General features: G+C 45.7%; 18 protein-coding genes. All 18 read right to left on the bottom strand.

Annotation, left to right across the window (positions count from 1 at the left end; genetic code table 11):
• Position 1: 1 nt before the first annotated feature.
• The 18 genes from dxs to QY97_RS06785 all read right to left on the bottom strand — a co-directional run bounded on the left by dxs (position 2) and on the right by QY97_RS06785 (position 15098).
• A complete protein-coding gene (gene dxs, locus QY97_RS06700) occupies positions 2-1894 on the bottom strand; it encodes a 1-deoxy-D-xylulose-5-phosphate synthase (protein ID WP_039233723.1) in 1893 nt (630 codons plus the stop codon).
• Between the two features lie 233 nt (positions 1895-2127).
• Positions 2128-3012 carry a polyprenyl synthetase family protein gene (locus tag QY97_RS06705; protein WP_039233725.1) on the bottom strand — a complete coding sequence of 295 codons (885 nt, stop codon included), beginning with the start codon at positions 3010-3012 and terminating at the stop codon, positions 2128-2130.
• Positions 3013-3014: 2 nt separating this feature from the next.
• Positions 3015-3242 (bottom strand): exodeoxyribonuclease VII small subunit, encoded by a 228-nt coding sequence (xseB, locus tag QY97_RS06710; RefSeq protein WP_039233727.1) that lies wholly within the window; start codon positions 3240-3242, stop codon positions 3015-3017.
• Positions 3232-4587, bottom strand: coding sequence for an exodeoxyribonuclease VII large subunit (xseA, locus tag QY97_RS06715; protein WP_039233729.1), 1356 nt, complete (start codon positions 4585-4587; stop codon positions 3232-3234). Before xseA ends, xseB begins: the two co-directional genes overlap by 11 nt.
• Positions 4588-4683: 96 nt before the next feature.
• Positions 4684-5535 carry a bifunctional methylenetetrahydrofolate dehydrogenase/methenyltetrahydrofolate cyclohydrolase FolD gene (gene folD, locus QY97_RS06720; protein WP_039233731.1) on the bottom strand — a complete coding sequence of 284 codons (852 nt, stop codon included), beginning with the start codon at positions 5533-5535 and terminating at the stop codon, positions 4684-4686.
• 30 nt (positions 5536-5565) lie between these two features.
• Positions 5566-5952 carry a transcription antitermination factor NusB gene (gene nusB / locus QY97_RS06725; protein WP_039233734.1) on the bottom strand — a complete coding sequence of 129 codons (387 nt, stop codon included), beginning with the start codon at positions 5950-5952 and terminating at the stop codon, positions 5566-5568.
• A gap of 185 nt (positions 5953-6137) precedes the next feature.
• A complete protein-coding gene (locus QY97_RS06730) occupies positions 6138-6560 on the bottom strand; it encodes an Asp23/Gls24 family envelope stress response protein (protein ID WP_039233736.1) in 423 nt (140 codons plus the stop codon).
• 2 nt (positions 6561-6562) lie between these two features.
• The gene (accC, locus tag QY97_RS06735; RefSeq protein ID WP_039233737.1) at positions 6563-7927 is read right to left on the bottom strand and encodes an acetyl-CoA carboxylase biotin carboxylase subunit; all 1365 of its coding nucleotides are present in this window, start codon (positions 7925-7927) and stop codon (positions 6563-6565) included.
• A gap of 16 nt (positions 7928-7943) precedes the next feature.
• Complete coding sequence (gene accB, locus QY97_RS06740) at positions 7944-8453, bottom strand: acetyl-CoA carboxylase biotin carboxyl carrier protein (RefSeq protein WP_039233739.1); 510 nt, start codon at positions 8451-8453, stop codon at positions 7944-7946.
• 209 nt (positions 8454-8662) lie between these two features.
• Entirely contained in the window at positions 8663-9247 is a 585-nt protein-coding gene (locus tag QY97_RS06745) for a SpoIIIAH-like family protein (protein WP_039233741.1), read from the bottom strand.
• Entirely contained in the window at positions 9247-9888 is a 642-nt protein-coding gene (gene spoIIIAG, locus QY97_RS06750) for a stage III sporulation protein AG (protein ID WP_039233744.1), read from the bottom strand. Before spoIIIAG ends, QY97_RS06745 begins: the two co-directional genes overlap by 1 nt.
• The gene (gene spoIIIAF, locus QY97_RS06755) at positions 9881-10486 is read right to left on the bottom strand and encodes a stage III sporulation protein AF (RefSeq protein ID WP_039233745.1); all 606 of its coding nucleotides are present in this window, start codon (positions 10484-10486) and stop codon (positions 9881-9883) included. Before spoIIIAF ends, spoIIIAG begins: the two co-directional genes overlap by 8 nt.
• 16 nt (positions 10487-10502) lie before the next feature.
• Positions 10503-11699, bottom strand: a complete 1197-nt coding sequence (gene spoIIIAE / locus QY97_RS06760) for a stage III sporulation protein AE (protein ID WP_039233748.1) — start codon at positions 11697-11699, stop codon at positions 10503-10505.
• A 42-nt stretch (positions 11700-11741) separates the two neighbouring features.
• Positions 11742-12125, bottom strand: a complete 384-nt coding sequence (gene spoIIIAD, locus QY97_RS06765) for a stage III sporulation protein AD (protein ID WP_082090038.1) — start codon at positions 12123-12125, stop codon at positions 11742-11744.
• 24 nt (positions 12126-12149) lie between these two features.
• Entirely contained in the window at positions 12150-12353 is a 204-nt protein-coding gene (gene spoIIIAC / locus QY97_RS06770; protein ID WP_039233750.1) for a stage III sporulation protein AC, read from the bottom strand.
• A gap of 18 nt (positions 12354-12371) precedes the next feature.
• Positions 12372-12884, bottom strand: coding sequence for a stage III sporulation protein SpoIIIAB (spoIIIAB, locus tag QY97_RS06775; RefSeq protein ID WP_039233752.1), 513 nt, complete (start codon positions 12882-12884; stop codon positions 12372-12374).
• Positions 12881-13801, bottom strand: a complete 921-nt coding sequence (spoIIIAA, locus tag QY97_RS06780; protein WP_039233754.1) for a stage III sporulation protein AA — start codon at positions 13799-13801, stop codon at positions 12881-12883. The genes spoIIIAB and spoIIIAA overlap by 4 nt, the downstream gene beginning before the upstream one ends.
• Before the next feature lie 145 nt (positions 13802-13946).
• The gene (locus tag QY97_RS06785) at positions 13947-15098 is read right to left on the bottom strand and encodes an acyl-CoA dehydrogenase family protein (RefSeq protein ID WP_039233758.1); all 1152 of its coding nucleotides are present in this window, start codon (positions 15096-15098) and stop codon (positions 13947-13949) included.
• Between the last annotated feature and the right edge of the window lie 86 nt (positions 15099-15184).

A 15184-nucleotide genomic window follows, 5' to 3' on the forward strand; every position in this document is an offset into this window, starting at 1 on the left:
CTTACGCCCTTTTCTGTTTTTTTGGTGTCATAGCAAGCAGCTTACGTAAAGCCGCTTCCTCTGTTAAATCAATTTCTTCCAGCAGCGCATTTACACTACCGTGCTCAATAAAGCGGTCGGGAATTCCCATTCGTTCAATGACTTGATTCGTCATTCCCTGGTCGTTGGCAAATTCCAGTACTGCACTGCCAAAGCCTCCTTGAAGAACAGCTTCTTCAATTGTCAAAATCGGCATATTCTCATTAAACAGCTGCATCAGCATATTCTCATCGAGCGGTTTAATGAAACGGGCATTGATCACTTTCACGGATACCCCTTGATTCTTTGCACGTTCAGCAGCTTCCAGGGCTAGCGGAATCGTTGTGCCGAAGGTTAAAATCGCTGCATCTGTTCCATCCCGAAGAACCTCCCAGCTGCCGATTGGAATTTGCTTCAGCTCGTCATCCATCTTTACGCCGATTCCGTTTCCTCTTGGGAAACGCATAGCAATAGGGCCGTCATTGTAATTGACCGCTGTATTGACCATGTGCTGGCCTTCATTTTCATCCTTAGGCATCATTAATACCATATTAGGCAGGTGACGCAAGAAGGCAATATCAAATACTCCCTGATGGGTTTCTCCATCCGCACCTACCAGCCCGGCCCGGTCAATGCCGATAAATACATTCAAGTTCGGCCGGCAAATATCATGTACCACCTGGTCATAGGCTCTTTGAAGGAAGGTTGAATAAATAGCCAAAAACGGCTTCATCCCTTGCGTAGCAAGCCCTGCCGCTACAGTAGCTGCATGCTGCTCCGCAATTCCGACGTCAAACATTCGATCAGGAAATTCTTCTGCAAAGCCAAGGAGCTTGGATCCGACCGGCATTGCTGGCGTAATAGCCACAATCCGTTCGTCTGTACGTGCAAGCTTTCTTACCGTTTCGCTCACTAAAGAGCTCCATGCTGGCGGCTGGCCAACCGGCTTAATCAAATCGCCTGTATCGATCTTGTATGGCCCTGTTCCATGCCATGTTCCTTGTTTATCTAACTCGGCTGGACCATAGCCCTTTCCTTTCTTCGTAATGACATGGAGAAGTACCGGTCCCTCTGTTTTCTTGGCATATTGCATATTTTCAATTAAGTCTTCGTAATTATGACCGTCAATCGGGCCAAGATAAGTAAAGCCCAGCTCTTCAAAGAACATGCCTGAAACAAATAAATATTTTAGGCTGTCCTTTAAGCGCTCTGCCGTCTGCGCCATTTTGCCGCCCACGGCCGGGATTTTCTTTAACAGCCCTTCCAGCTCGTCCTTTGCCTTATTATATTTTCCATCTGTCCGGAGACGGCCAAGTACGTTGTGAAGGGCTCCCACGTTAGGAGCAATGGACATTTCATTATCATTCAGCACCACCATCATATCTTTCTGTTCGTGACCAATATGGTTTAGTGCCTCAAGTGCCATACCGCCTGTAAGGGCTCCATCACCGATAACAGGAATAATATGTGACCTTTCTTTCTTTAAGTCTCTCGCAATAGCCATTCCCATCGCTGCAGATAACGAAGTGGAGCTATGGCCGGTTTCCCACACATCGTGCTTGCTTTCTGACATTTTAGGGAAGCCGCATAGCCCTTTATATTGACGAAGGGTATCGAATGCACCTGCTCTTCCAGTAAGGATTTTGTGTACATAAGACTGATGACCAACATCCCATAATATCTTGTCTTGAGGACTAGTAAAGCAATAATGCAGCGCAACTGTAAGCTCTACTACTCCCAGGTTCGGACCGATATGTCCGCCTGTCCTGGATAAGTTTTCAATGAGAAATTGTCGAATTTCTGCACTTAGCTCATTTAATTCCTCGATGGTCATATTTTTTAAAAAAGCAGGGTTTTCAATGGATAATAGATCCAACAGGATCACTCGCTTTCATAACTGTATCATTTCTTACTTTTCTTTATTATAACGCGGTCGTCTCGTTCTACAACTTATTCTTATATGGATAGGAAACCTTTCTCTTCCTTCCTGAAAGAATACTTTGAAAAAACAGCCGCTAACACGCAGGGTGGTAACGGCAAGCAGTTAAACAAACATAGTGGTGTTATTATATCATATGTAACAAAACACAACAATTTTAGTCAATTTTCTTAACGATCACGCGTAACAATTAATTCAACGAGTGCACTCAAAAGGGCCGGATCCGCCTTCGTGTATTGAAGGGCTGTCAGCGCCGCATCAGCGTGCTTATTGAGAGCTTCTTTTGCTCCCTCCATCGTCAGTAAAGCTGGATAAGTGCTTTTCTCCTTGGCTGTGTCACTGCCAATTCTCTTGCCAATCTTTTCTTCCGATCCTTCGACATCTAAAATATCATCCTGAATTTGAAAAGCGATGCCTACATGGAAAGCATAATTCTTAAAGTGAGCAAGCTGCTCCTCATTTGCCCCTGCAAGCAATGCTCCTGCCATGACGCCGTACGTCAGCAGACGGCCTGTCTTATTTTTATGAATGTATTCAAGCTCCTCAAGAGTAAGCTCTTTTCCTTCACCCTCCATATCCGACATTTGGCCGCCGACCATACCTTCAGGTCCCGCTGCTTGTGCCAGCCACTCGACGAGGGTCACCTTTTGCTCGCTTGAATAATGCGGGGATTGAACAATCACTTGAAACGCATATGTAAGCAAAGCATCTCCTGCCAGAATAGCTGCAGCTTCGCCAAACACTTTATGGTTCGTCGGCTGTCCTCTCCTTAAATCATCATCATCCATGCTTGGCAAATCATCATGGATCAGCGAGTAAGTATGGATCATCTCAAGTGCAGCCGCCGCTTCTAGTCCAAGCTTCGGGTCCTTCCCTAAGGAAGCCAGGGCAGCAAACAGCAGAACGGGCCGTATGCGCTTTCCTCCGGCTTGCAATGAATAATTCATCGACTTCTTCAATGTTTCCGGTGCATCCAGTCTTTCAATGACTGCTGACAGCTCACTCTCCAGCACCTCTTTGTATTCTTTCATGAAAATAGATAATTCTTCTGCCATCTTTACTCCTCCTCGTCCAATTCGAAATCTTTCTCCCCATCTCCAGTCATCAGCTTCGCCAGCTGGCCTTCTGCGTGACTCAGCTTTTCATGACAAAAGGCAGACAGCTCCATGCCTTTCTGGTAAAAGCTCAACGCCTCTTCCAGCGGCACATCTCCTTCCTCGAGCTTCACAATAATGGATTCCAGCTTTTCCATCGCTTCTTCAAATGTCAGTTCTTTATTCTCCATTCTCTTTCACCTCTATCGATTCAATCTGGCAAATCAGCTTGCCGTCCGCCACTTGGACTCCAAGGCGCTCTCCCTCTTGTACGTTTTGAATTGATTTAATCAGTTTTTCCTCTTCATTATAAACGAGGCTGTAGCCGCGCTCCATAATCTTCAACGGACTAAGCGCATGCAGCATAGAAAGCTGCCGGCGAAATGTCTCTTGTTTGCTTTTAAGCAGCCGCTGCATCTCACGCGCCAAATCTGTTTCCAAGCGTTCTGCCTGCATTCTCGCTTCGCTTACTTTTTTGGCAGGATGGCTGCGCTGCAGGCGGTTCGTTAAATCCTTGAGCCTCATAGATGTATTGGCTGCGTACGCGGATTGCTCCTTGGCCAGCCTGTCTGTTAAGCGATCTAGACGCTCTGCCTGCTGCCTATACAATGACTGTGGATTCCGCATAATGTAGGAGTTTCTTGCAGACTCATAGCGACTGCGTTCTCGCCTCACTTTCTCGGCAACCGCACGGGTGATTCTCGCTTTTCTATCCGCTACTCTCTGCAGCACTTCCTCTAAATGAGGAACCGCAATTTCGGCTCCTGCAGTCGGTGTCGGTGCCCGACGATCGGCAGCAAAATCGGCAATCGTTATGTCTGTCTCATGACCGACCGCTGAAATGACCGGAATAGCAGAAGAACGGATAGCCCTAGCCACTGCTTCTTCATTAAATGCCCATAACTCCTCAATGGAGCCGCCTCCACGCCCAACAATAAGGACATCTGCCCGCCTGTCTTTATTAGCCTGTTCCACTGCAGCTACAATAGACGGTGCAGCTCCTTCACCTTGAACAAGCGCCGGGTAAATGAGAAGCTCCGCCACCGGATAGCGTCGCTTGATGGTCGTAATAATATCCCTGACCGCAGCGCCTGTTGGTGATGTAACCACCCCGACTGTTTTCGGATAAATCGGAAGCGGGCGTTTGTTGTCCGGATCAAATAACCCTTCCTTCTCCAACTTCTTCTTCAATTGTTCAAACGCTAAGTACAAGCTGCCAATTCCATCCGGCTGCATAGATTTCACGTATATTTGATATTGTCCCCCCGCCTCATAAACAGTCACATCACCGGAAACAAGCACTTGCATGCCATTTTCGGGGACAAACTTCAGGGAACGATTAGCCGAAGAAAACATAACAGCCAATACGCGGGCTTTCTCGTCCTTCAGTGTAAAGTACATATGGCCGCTGGAATGCCTTTTAAAGTTTGAAATTTCTCCCTTAACCAGCACATTCGTTAAATGGGGATCCGCATCAAACTTTCTTTTTATATATTTTGTCAATGCTTTTACAGTTAAATAACGATCTATTTCCATATTAATTCCACCTTTTTTGCTAAAGCTAAAAAAGCTGCCTCCCTATTATAACATTTGGGAGGCAGCTTCGCCTTCAGCAAGAAAGCAATTTAAACATTAGCGGATCTTCTGTTTTGCTGACTGAACAGTATTATAGAGCAGCATCGTAATCGTCATTGGTCCTACTCCCCCTGGAACAGGCGTAATGGCACTTGCTGTCTCCTTGGCGCTTTCAAAATCTACATCTCCACATAGCTTCCCATTCTCGTCACGGTTCATGCCGACATCAACAATGACAGCTCCCGGCTTGAAATCCTCTTTCTTCAGAAACTTGGCGCGGCCGACAGCGGCAATGACTACGTCCGCCTGCTTTGTGTAGTCAGAAAGATTCTCTGTTCTGGAGTGGCAAACTGTTACAGTCGCGTGCGCCTGTAGAGATAACAGTGCGGCCGGCTTGCCAACAATGTTGCTGCGTCCTACAACGACTACATGCTTGCCCTCTAAAGAAATGTCCTCATGCTCCAGCATTTTAATAATGCCGTATGGTGTACATGAATAAAATGCTTCTTTTCCAATCACCATTTTGCCGACGTTCACAGGATGAAAGCCGTCTACGTCCTTTTCCGGCACGATAGCATCGATCACTTTCTCCTCGGATAAATGGGCAGGGAGCGGCAGCTGTACAAGAATTCCGTGAATATGCTCCGCTTGATTTAACTCTTCAATTTTCTTCAAAAGCTCTTCCTCTGTTAAATCCGCCGGGTAACGGTACACTTCGGAGTGAATGCCAACTTGCTCACACGCCTTTTCTTTATTGCGAACATATGTATGAGAGGCTTGATCATCCCCGACTAGTACAACTGCCAGTCCGGGAGTCACTCCTTTATCGCTTAATGCTGTAATTTCTTCTTTTAAGCCCGTGCGGATATCTGCCGCAATGGCCTTGCCGTCAATAATAGCTGCTGTCATGTCCGTTCTCCTTCCATGCTTTTCACACATTTACATATTGTCTTTAATTCTTGATAATACGCCGTTGATAAACTTGCTTGACTTATCATCGCTAAATTGCTTAGCTAGCTCAACAGCTTCGTTGATCGCTACTTTGTCAGGCACATCTTCCATGTACTTTAATTCAAATACAGCCAGCCGCAAAATATTCCGATCCACTTTAGCTAAACGATCAAAGGACCATCTTTCTAGATTTTCTTTGATGAGGCCGTCGATTTCTTCTATATGCTGAGCTGTTCCTGTGACACTTGCTCTTACATACTCATTGTCCGGCAGGTCTTCTAATACGTTGGTAATTGCTTCTTCGGGACTAGCACCACTGACATCCATCTGGTAGAGTGCCTGGAGGCTCTTCTCACGTGCTGTGCGTCTTTTCATATACTTAAGCTCCTTTAGCTTTTTCTGCATTATAAAAAGATAATAGCATATATTGCTAATACTTTTCAGCCCATTTTCGATATACTCTCTTTGACAAGCTGTTTTCAGTCCCCAGTTTTTCCTTCAGCCTGCTCAAACATTCATGACAGAAAAAAACCAAAGGACCCGGTCCTTTGGTTTTTCCCCTACGCTTCTGGAAGATACTCGCCTTCAGCACTTTTCGTATCGAACTGAATACCAACAACGTGGATATTCACTTCCTGCGCTTCTAATGCTGTCATATTCAACAGAGCTTGACGGATACTATCCTGGATTTTTTGAGCAACAGCCGGAATCGAAACACCGAAAGCAATTACACAATAGACATCCACTTTAATTCCTTCCTCCGTTAAATCGACGCGAACGCCTTTCCCATGATTCTTCTTACCAAGGCGTTCCACTACACCAGAAGCAAAGCTTCCTCGCATCTTTTCTACTCCATCCACTTCGGAAGCGGCAATACCAGCGATAACTTCGATAACCTCAGGGGCAATCTCGATTTTACCAAGCCCACTATCCACATCAGTCATCTCTAATAGTTGGTTCACTGCTTGGCTCTCTTCTGCCATAGTTATCCCTCCGTTTCCATTATATTATACATTTCAAGAAACTTTGTGTTAAATTCACCGCTCACAAACTTTTCATTCTCGAGTAATCTCAAATGGAATGGAATGGTTGTATGAACCCCGTCACCTTCAATTACAAATTCACTGAGTGCTCTCTTCATACGTGCGATCGCTTCCTCACGTGTAGCTCCGTACGTAATTAACTTGGCAACCATTGAATCGTAGAAAGGCGGAATCATATATCCTGGGTAAACTGCTGAATCTACCCGGACTCCAAGACCTCCAGGCGGCATATATGTATGAATTCTTCCCGGAGAAGGCATGAAGTTCTTAGATGGATTCTCAGCGTTAATCCGGCACTCAATTGACCATCCATCAAACGTGACTTCATCTTGTGTGAGTGAAAGTTTTTCTCCGGAAGCTACACGGATTTGTTCTTTCACCAAGTCTACACCGGTCACCATTTCTGTGACAGGATGTTCTACTTGAATTCGTGTATTCATCTCCATAAAGTAAAACTTCTTAGCATTATGGTCATAAATAAATTCTACCGTTCCTGCTCCTGTATAATTAACCGCTTGGGCTGCTTTTACAGCTGCTTGTCCCATTTCTTCCCGAATATTTGAATCCAAAGCCGGTGATGGTGTTTCTTCAAGCAGCTTCTGCATACGGCGCTGAATTGTACAGTCCCGTTCTCCCAAATGAATCACATTTCCATGAGTATCAGCAAGTACTTGGATTTCTACATGACGGAAATCTTCGATAAACTTCTCTAAATATACACCTGGGTTTCCAAAGGCCGTAGCTGCTTCCTGCTGTGTCATGTTAATGCCTTTTTCCAGTTCTTCCGGCGTGCGGGCTACACGGATTCCCTTTCCGCCGCCCCCAGCTGTTGCTTTAATAATGACAGGATAGCCAATTTCTTCAGCTACTGAAAGTCCTTTCTCGATGGACGGAATAATTCCGTCTGATCCAGGAACGATCGGTACTCCTGCTTCTTCCATTGTGTCGCGCGCCACGTCTTTTGTACCCATTTGTGTAATCGCTTCTGGTGAAGGACCTACAAAGGTAATGTTGCACTCCCGGCACAGCTCTGCAAAGTCTGCATTCTCTGCCAAGAAGCCGTAGCCTGGGTGGATAGCGTCTGAATTCGTTAGCTTAGCAACGCTGACGATATTGGTTAAGTTTAAATAGCTGTCTTTAGAAGATGTTGGCCCAATGCAATATGCTTCATCAGCAAGCTGTACATGAAGGGCTTCCTTATCAGCTTCGGAATATACAGCTACTGTTTCAATATCAAGTTCTTTACATGCACGAATAATTCGTACAGCAATTTCACCGCGGTTAGCAATCAATAACTTTTTAATCATTCCGATCTCTCCCTTATTATTGAGGCTTTACTAAAAATAGTGGTTGACCGTATTCGACTAATTGACCGTCTTTTACCAGTACTTCCACAATTTCTCCTTGTACTTCTGCCTCAATTTCATTAAAGAGCTTCATCGCTTCCACGATGCAAACAACTGTGTCCTCAGAAACACTGGAGCCCGCTTTCACATATGGATCAGCATCTGGAGACGGTGATTGGTAGAATGTTCCTACCATTGGAGAAGTAATTTTATGTAAGTTTTCATCCGTTGCTGGTGTTTCTTGTACAGCTGGTGCTTCCTGTGCAGCCGGCTGAGCTTCTTCTTTCTTAGCTGGCGCTGCTTGAACTGGTGCAGCAGGCTTTACCGCTGTTTCTTGTACGGCAGCAGGCTGAGCCGCGGACTCTGCATATGTACCTGAAACGCTTTTTTTCAACTTAACCTTGCTGTTTCCAGATTCAAAAACTAGCTCTGCGATAGATGATTGGTCAACAAGTTTGATAAGTTCTCTGATTTCCTGTACCTTCATGTTAGACACTCCTTGAAAAATAATATGTATGCGCTGTCACTGATAAATAACAGCTCGTGAACCCCTAAGATTGTTGGAGTACACATCATTCATTTTATCTTTTTTTGACTGAATAGGAAACAATAAATCAGAATTTTAATAAAAAATCTTTGACTGTGAGCCTTTCTTCCCAATAAAAAAAACAGCGGTATTCCCGCTGCCCTTCTACATTATTGAACAGGCTGAAACTCAACAGCAATCGACTGCTGCTTGCCAAGCTCGTCCTTTGCTAGACGAATGATTTCATTAGCAGCGGCAGCTGAATGCTCATCGGACTTGATCGTAATTCGAATGCTCTCTCCATCTGCGCGCACAAGCGCATCAGAATATCCTTTTGACTTAATTAATGTTTCCAATACATTCTCTTTCGTTGCAAGCTCAGTGAGCTCCTCCATCTCTTCATAAGCCGCATTTTTTTCTTCTGCCGGCAGGTCTGCTGAAGCTACTTTAGCCGTCAGCTCCTCCTTCATTTTGTTGCGGTCATCCTGAATCTCTAATCGAAGCATATCAAACGCCTCATCCCCTGCGGCTTCTGTCACTACTTCCGCTTCTTTTTCCTCAGCTGCACTCTCTTCGCTATCTACCCCAGCTTGGCCATCCGTTCCGTCTCCAGAAGGCTCAGTAGCTGTTTCTTTCTCAGCAACTGACGCGGTTTCATTCGAAAGCTGCTCCGGTGAAGTAATGTAGTAAACAGACAATACAACAACCAGGCTTAGCATGGTCAAAAGCCAGACAGTTTGTTTTTTCAATAGCATTACACATCCTCCTTTGGTTTCCTTGGCATGACTGCCACGCGGTGACTCGGTACATTTAATGCCCTTGTGACCGATTCAATGATCCATTTTTTGACTTGAATATTTTCTGCTCCTTCAGCAACAACTAATACTCCGCGTATATCCGGCTTTTTCACCTCCAGCACAACAGGCTCCTCTCCGTCCCCTTTCTTAACAGTTACCAATTCTTCATCCTGTGTTTGATCCCGAACGGTCCGCTCCCCGCCTTTCGTATCTTCTTCTTTTGTTTCCTGTGCTTTCACGGCAGTATTCTTCTCAAGTACTTTTTTTTCAGACGCTTCTACCGTGACAACGACTGATACATTGCTCACACCGGCGATTTGCTCCAACGCCTCCTTCAGGTCCTCTTCATAGGCTGCTTCGAAATCTTCCGGTGGGGGCTGTGTTTGTTCACCTGCCGCTTCAGAGGCTTCTCCTGGGAGAACAGTCTCGATTTCCTTCTTGCCTTGCCAATCACTGAGAAACATGAAGCTGATGCCTAATACGACGGCGATCATCATCCATTTTGTTTTGTTGTTAAGCGGCTTTTCCTGCTTCTCTTCTGTTTCCTTGGATGAAAATAATGATTGCAGCCATCCTGAGCGGCTTTTTTTGTCACTCAAGGCTGTCCCCCTCCTCTACCATATGAATATTCAACTGCTCCTCGGAAATATTCCACTTTTGTGATAGAAATGAAGCAATCTTATTTTCAAGCCCTTCCTCCTCCTGTTCCTGTGACTGAATAGCGACCTCCTCTACCGGCTTCATCGTCTCCCTGGCCGATAGCGAAGCAACATATACGTCAATATGTTCAATGCTTTCAGGAAGTGAATTCTCCCAGCTGCTCACCTTAATATCTACTTCTACAATTTTCCTTTGAAAGGCTTGTTCCACTTCCTCCTGCACCAGCTCTTTCATCTGCTGCTCACTGCTTTTTAGAATAAAAAGTTCTCTTGAATTCTCCAAACTGCTTTGCTTATCTACCGTAATGACAGAGGCTTGCTCGTTCGTCATCACTCCGTCTGCCCATTTCGTCAGCTCCTGTTCTGCATCAACAGAAAATATTTTCCACAACGGCTGCAGCATAACAAACAAGAGTAAAAGACCTACAGCGATCTTGGCGTATTGCTGGAAGCTGTTAGACGGCAGCAAAGCATCCATCACTGCAGCCAGCAAAATAAAGACAATGACATCTGTCAGCCAATCTGTTAAGATATCCATCTTTTCGTTCCTTCCTTCACCGGATCATCATCGTAACGTTACTGGCGGCAACGAGAATAACGATAGAAACGAAAAACATAAAAGAGACAATCACTAAGGCGGCAAATATATACGTCATGTTTCTCCCGATAATTTCCAAACACTCTGATACCACTTCATCGCCAAGCGGCTGTAAAATGGCACCTGCCACCCGGTAGACGATGACAAGTACTAAAATCTTTAAAGCTGGAAAAGCGACAATAAGAAGTAAAATCCCTGCACCTGCTACCCCGATGGTATTCTTTAAAAGCAAAGAGGCACTCATCACCGTATCTGCTGCTTCAGTAAACATCCTGCCGACAACCGGAATAAAGTTCCCTGCAAAAAATTTAGCTGTTCGAATCGCAAGCCCATCCGTCACTGCTGCCGCTGTCCCCTGTATGGAAACAACAGCTAAATACACGGCCATAAATGCACTTAATAAACCGATACTGCCCTTACGGAGCAAGTCCGCCAGCTTTGTAGCCTTATAGCGGGCAGAGAAGACGCTGACCAGGCTGAGCAAGGTGGAAAAGAACAAAAGAGGTAGAATAATTTTCTGCGCGGCCATTCCTCCTGCATTCATAAGAAAGATGACTAACGGATGAAAAACAGCAGCGGACACAGCACCTCCTGTAGAAGCAAGCAAAGCCAAGAGAATAGGCATCAGCGCCAGCAAGAAGTTCACCATATAATCAACGGCCTCTGTCGCATAGTTGATCGCCAAGCGAAAACTGTTTAGCGCTAAAATCAGGAGCACCATTAGGACAACACTATAGGCCGTTTTACTGACCGTTCCTTGCTCAAACGCATTTTGAAGTGTCTGCAAGAAAGCGGAAAAAACCGTCAGCAGCACCAACGTGCCCAGCAGCTTCCCATTGGCGGCCAATTCATGAAACATGAAGCTTAATATCCCTTTCACCCACGCTTCCATCGAGAAGGCTTGTCCATCTTTCAGCAATTCTGTCAGCGGCTTCTTCTCCATGCCGGGCAAGTATTGACCGTAAGTGCTTATCAGCCTGTCCCAATGAACGGAAAGGTCGTTGATCCCCAGCTGTTCCATCTGTTCCTCTGCCGCCGTCTGAAGTGTCTCGTTCGGGTCGACAGGCGCCTCTTCTGTCTCTGCATGCACACACACTTTTGGTATAAATAAAAGCAGGCAAAGCAGCAATGTAATTTTTATATAAAGCCGCATACTGACTCACCGCCTTTCCCCGGCCGCTTTTTCCATTGCTGCTTAATTTCCTGGAATCATCGTCAGAATCGTCTCTATCAATAAGGTTAAAATCGGGACAGCCATTGACAGAATAATGATCTTGCCTGCTAGTTCCATTTTCGCGGCCAATGCTTCTTGACCAGCATCTTTTGATATTTGAGCGGCAAATTCCGCAATATAGGAGACTCCTATAATTTTCAGGATTGTTTCTACATATACCATCTCTAGCTGAGCGCGGGCGGCCAGCTTTTGAATTAATAGAATGATCCCCGCCATTCGATCAGCTAAAAATAGAAACAAGCTGCTTCCAACGAATAGAACGAGCAAAAAAGCGAAAATGGGCTGTTGCTCTTGAAGAAGAAGAACTAAGAACACAGTTACGAGAACAACAGCAGCTATTTGAATAATTTCAATGGTCTCTCTCCTCCATCATTGAAATAGAAATACTTCTTTAATCTTGTCGAATAAATCTTCCATAATGGAAACGACCATAAATAGAATGTAGATAAAGCCAAACAGCGTTACCCACTGGGCATATTCTTTCTTGCCTACTTGCTCTAGGATCGTATGGAGGAATGCCACCACTAAGCCGACACCGGCAATTTTAAAAATCACTTCCACCTCAATCCCCATCTTCTTCCTCCTTTTCTGCTAAAAAAGCAGAAGTACGATTAACAGCCCCCCAAGCAAACTGAGACTTCTTATCATATGTCCGTACCTTCTTTGCTTTTCGCGCGCTTCTTCCTCCTGGTGCTCTAAATGACTCATCGCTATGGCAATTTGCTTTTGCTCTGTCAGCCGGTCATACTTGCCGACGGTTTCTCCAAAATCTATTAGGATGTTCCATTCATTCTGCGTTAATGCCGTTCTTGGCCATACCTGGTTTAAGCTTGCCTTCCACGCTTCTTTTGCGTCCCATTCAGTCGACATGAGCAGTTCACTAAAAGAGGCAAACAGCTCGCTCAGCGGCTGAGGCAGTCGTTCGGAAAGCTTTCTTGCTGATTCATGCAGAGGAGTAAACCCATGTACGATTTCCGCTTCTAATGACTGTAACGCGGTTCTAAGCAAACGGATTTGCTTCGTCCGGTCACTCAGCTTCCTTGACTGTTCCATGCCTATCCAAAATGAAGCAGTGAGTATCAATAGAATCCCGAGCCATTTCATCGGCGGACCCCTGTCCAAATCGGCAGTTGACAGCCTTCCTGATCGAGAACTTTGACAATCCTTTCTCCGTTATGAACTGCCAGTTCAATGAATCGTTCAAATGCACCGCCCTGGATGACCTCCCTCATCATTGGCCTTCGCATAGTTTCTTCAAGACTGGCCCCATGGGCTGTAACCATTAGAGCTACTCCGGAATTGACCGCTTCAGACAACGCCTGTCCATCTTCCTCCCTGCCAATTTCGTCGGCTACTAATACTTCAGGACTCATAGAGCGGATCATCATCATCATTCCTTCAGCTTTTGGACAGGCATCCAATACATCTGTCCGCAGTCCGACATTCAGCTGGGGGATACCCTTCACACAACCCGCAATTTCTGACCGCTCGTCCACGATGCCGACCTTCACTGGGCTGATCTCTTTTTCTTTTATGCCGGTGGCTGCTATTCTGGCCAGATCTCTAAGCAAAGTGGTCTTTCCTGATTGGGGAGGTCCGATAATTAAAGTGCTCTTCCAGCCCTCTTCGAAAAGCAAAGGGACAAAAGGCTCAGCAATGCCAGGCTTTTCTCTGGCTATACGCACATTGTAAGAAGAAAGGTGACGAAGTCCCTTTACTCTGCCTGCCTCTACAAGAACCTTGCCTGCAAGTCCTACCCGATGTCCGCCTTCTATGGTTAAATAGCCGCACCTTAACTCTTCATCAAGTGCATAGAAAGAGTGCTGGCTTAGTTTGTTAATGAGCGCTTGTCCTTCTTCGACTGTCACTACATGTGACAGGTGAAACGGACGGCCAGCAAGCACTTCGACCGGCTTTCCAATGCGCACCCGTATCTCTTCTATTTCACCCTTCACATGGGGTGGCAGCTCTGCGATCGCTTCCTTTAATGTTTGCGGCAAATAAGCATAGATCACTTCCATGAAAGTCTCCTCCTTTTCTATCCAATGTATGTCGCCAAACGCAATATATGTCACTTCTATCAGTGGATATTCACGGGCAAAAAAGAAGAAGCAAACGCGTTAAAAAGCAAAAGAGACCGGGTTCCTTCCGGTCTCTTTTCATCATTTATTCTGTTTCAGTTTCCTTCATTGCCCGTTCAGCAAGCATTTTATACGTAATGTCATCCATTGGCGGATTGTGCAAGCCGGCACGGACATTTTGCCAATAGCGGTGTAGAGGATTCTTCTCTGATAAGCTTCTTGCCCCCACAATTCTCATAGCCAAGTCGACTACCGTTATTGCTTGATTCGTCACAAAGGTCTTGACTGTACCGATTTCTTCCTTGAAATGATGATGAGGATGTTGTTCATACTGCTCTGCCACGCCGTATAGAAAATGACGCGAGGCAAGAAGCAGCGTATCCATCTCACCAATCTGCTGCTGGATAGCCGGGACAGTGCCAATTGGCTTCCCAAGACTGGCCGGTCTGTAACCAGCCGCAAACTTAACGGCATAGTCCCGAGCCGCCCCGGCGATTCCTAAATAGCAGGCGGGTATATGAAGTGTCCAGCCAGTCCGCCGGCTTTTCTTCTCTTCTGTCACATATTCATTTAAATAACCAGCGGGCACCTTCACTTCCTTCATAATCAAGTCATGACTTGCTGTTCCTCTCATCGCGACACTGTCCCATGTTTCGCGAATGGATACTCCTTCCGCCTCGCGAGGAACCAAAAACACACCTGCCCTATCATCATTTTCTATAGAAGCTGTGACGAAAAGGTAATCTAATACAGGGGCTCCCGAAGTAAAGGTCTTTTCGCCGGTAATTACATAATATTGCCCGTCAGCTGATAGCTGAGCAGTGGTCGAAGGCTTGGCTCCCCGAAGCGGACTGCCAGCGTTGCGTTCGCTGGCAGCTGTGTTTATCAGGGCGCCGTCTCTTAGCTCCTTTGTTAAAAATGAGACGACTTCGTTATTCCAGTGCCGATGCTCAGCAAATTCCAGAATGGCTCCCATATGCCAGCCAATCGTTAAGGCTGTTGATCCGCACCCCTTTGCTATCTGTTCCTGGCAAGCCAAAAACTCGCTTAACGAGCTTCCTCCTCCACCGAATTCTTTCGGCAGTGTCAGTTTTGTGTAGCCCATTTTCTTTAGGTCATTAAAGTTATCATAAGGAAAGGAATTCAATTCATCCAGCTGGCTTTCTCTTTTTTGAAAATCAGACGTTTTCTCTTTTAATTTGCCTAAGATAGAAAGCTCCTGAAAGTTGTGTCTCATCTTTCTCCTTCTTTCTATTATTTCAATCAGTCTAGTCGGGATTTATGAGGATGTGTAAAAAGCTGCTCCTTCTGAAAGGAACAGCT

Source organism: Bacillus thermotolerans (assembly GCF_000812025.2).
Classification (GTDB): Bacteria; Bacillota; Bacilli; order Bacillales; family Domibacillaceae; genus Quasibacillus; species Quasibacillus thermotolerans.

Bases quoted from the DNA above. Each gene is read 5' to 3' on its own strand.
- spoIIIAC (WP_039233750.1), bottom strand. From the start codon at position 12,353: ATGGGGATTGAGGTGGAAGTGATTTTTAAAATTGCCGGTGTCGGCTTA.
- spoIIIAB (WP_039233752.1), bottom strand. From the start codon at position 12,884: ATGAAATGGCTCGGGATTCTATTGATACTCACTGCTTCATTTTGGATA.
- QY97_RS06785 (WP_039233758.1), bottom strand. From the start codon at position 15,098: ATGAGACACAACTTTCAGGAGCTTTCTATCTTAGGCAAATTAAAAGAG.
- folD (WP_039233731.1), bottom strand. From the start codon at position 5,535: ATGACAGCAGCTATTATTGACGGCAAGGCCATTGCGGCAGATATCCGC.
- spoIIIAE (WP_039233748.1), bottom strand. From the start codon at position 11,699: ATGCGGCTTTATATAAAAATTACATTGCTGCTTTGCCTGCTTTTATTT.
- QY97_RS06745 (WP_039233741.1), bottom strand. From the start codon at position 9,247: ATGCTATTGAAAAAACAAACTGTCTGGCTTTTGACCATGCTAAGCCTG.
- xseA (WP_039233729.1), bottom strand. From the start codon at position 4,587: ATGGAAATAGATCGTTATTTAACTGTAAAAGCATTGACAAAATATATA.
- accC (WP_039233737.1), bottom strand. From the start codon at position 7,927: ATGATTAAAAAGTTATTGATTGCTAACCGCGGTGAAATTGCTGTACGA.
- QY97_RS06705 (WP_039233725.1), bottom strand. From the start codon at position 3,012: ATGGCAGAAGAATTATCTATTTTCATGAAAGAATACAAAGAGGTGCTG.
- nusB (WP_039233734.1), bottom strand. From the start codon at position 5,952: ATGAAAAGACGCACAGCACGTGAGAAGAGCCTCCAGGCACTCTACCAG.
- xseB (WP_039233727.1), bottom strand. From the start codon at position 3,242: ATGGAGAATAAAGAACTGACATTTGAAGAAGCGATGGAAAAGCTGGAA.
- QY97_RS06730 (WP_039233736.1), bottom strand. From the start codon at position 6,560: ATGGCAGAAGAGAGCCAAGCAGTGAACCAACTATTAGAGATGACTGAT.
- accB (WP_039233739.1), bottom strand. From the start codon at position 8,453: ATGAAGGTACAGGAAATCAGAGAACTTATCAAACTTGTTGACCAATCA.
- spoIIIAA (WP_039233754.1), bottom strand. From the start codon at position 13,801: ATGGAAGTGATCTATGCTTATTTGCCGCAAACATTAAAGGAAGCGATC.
- spoIIIAF (WP_039233745.1), bottom strand. From the start codon at position 10,486: ATGGATATCTTAACAGATTGGCTGACAGATGTCATTGTCTTTATTTTG.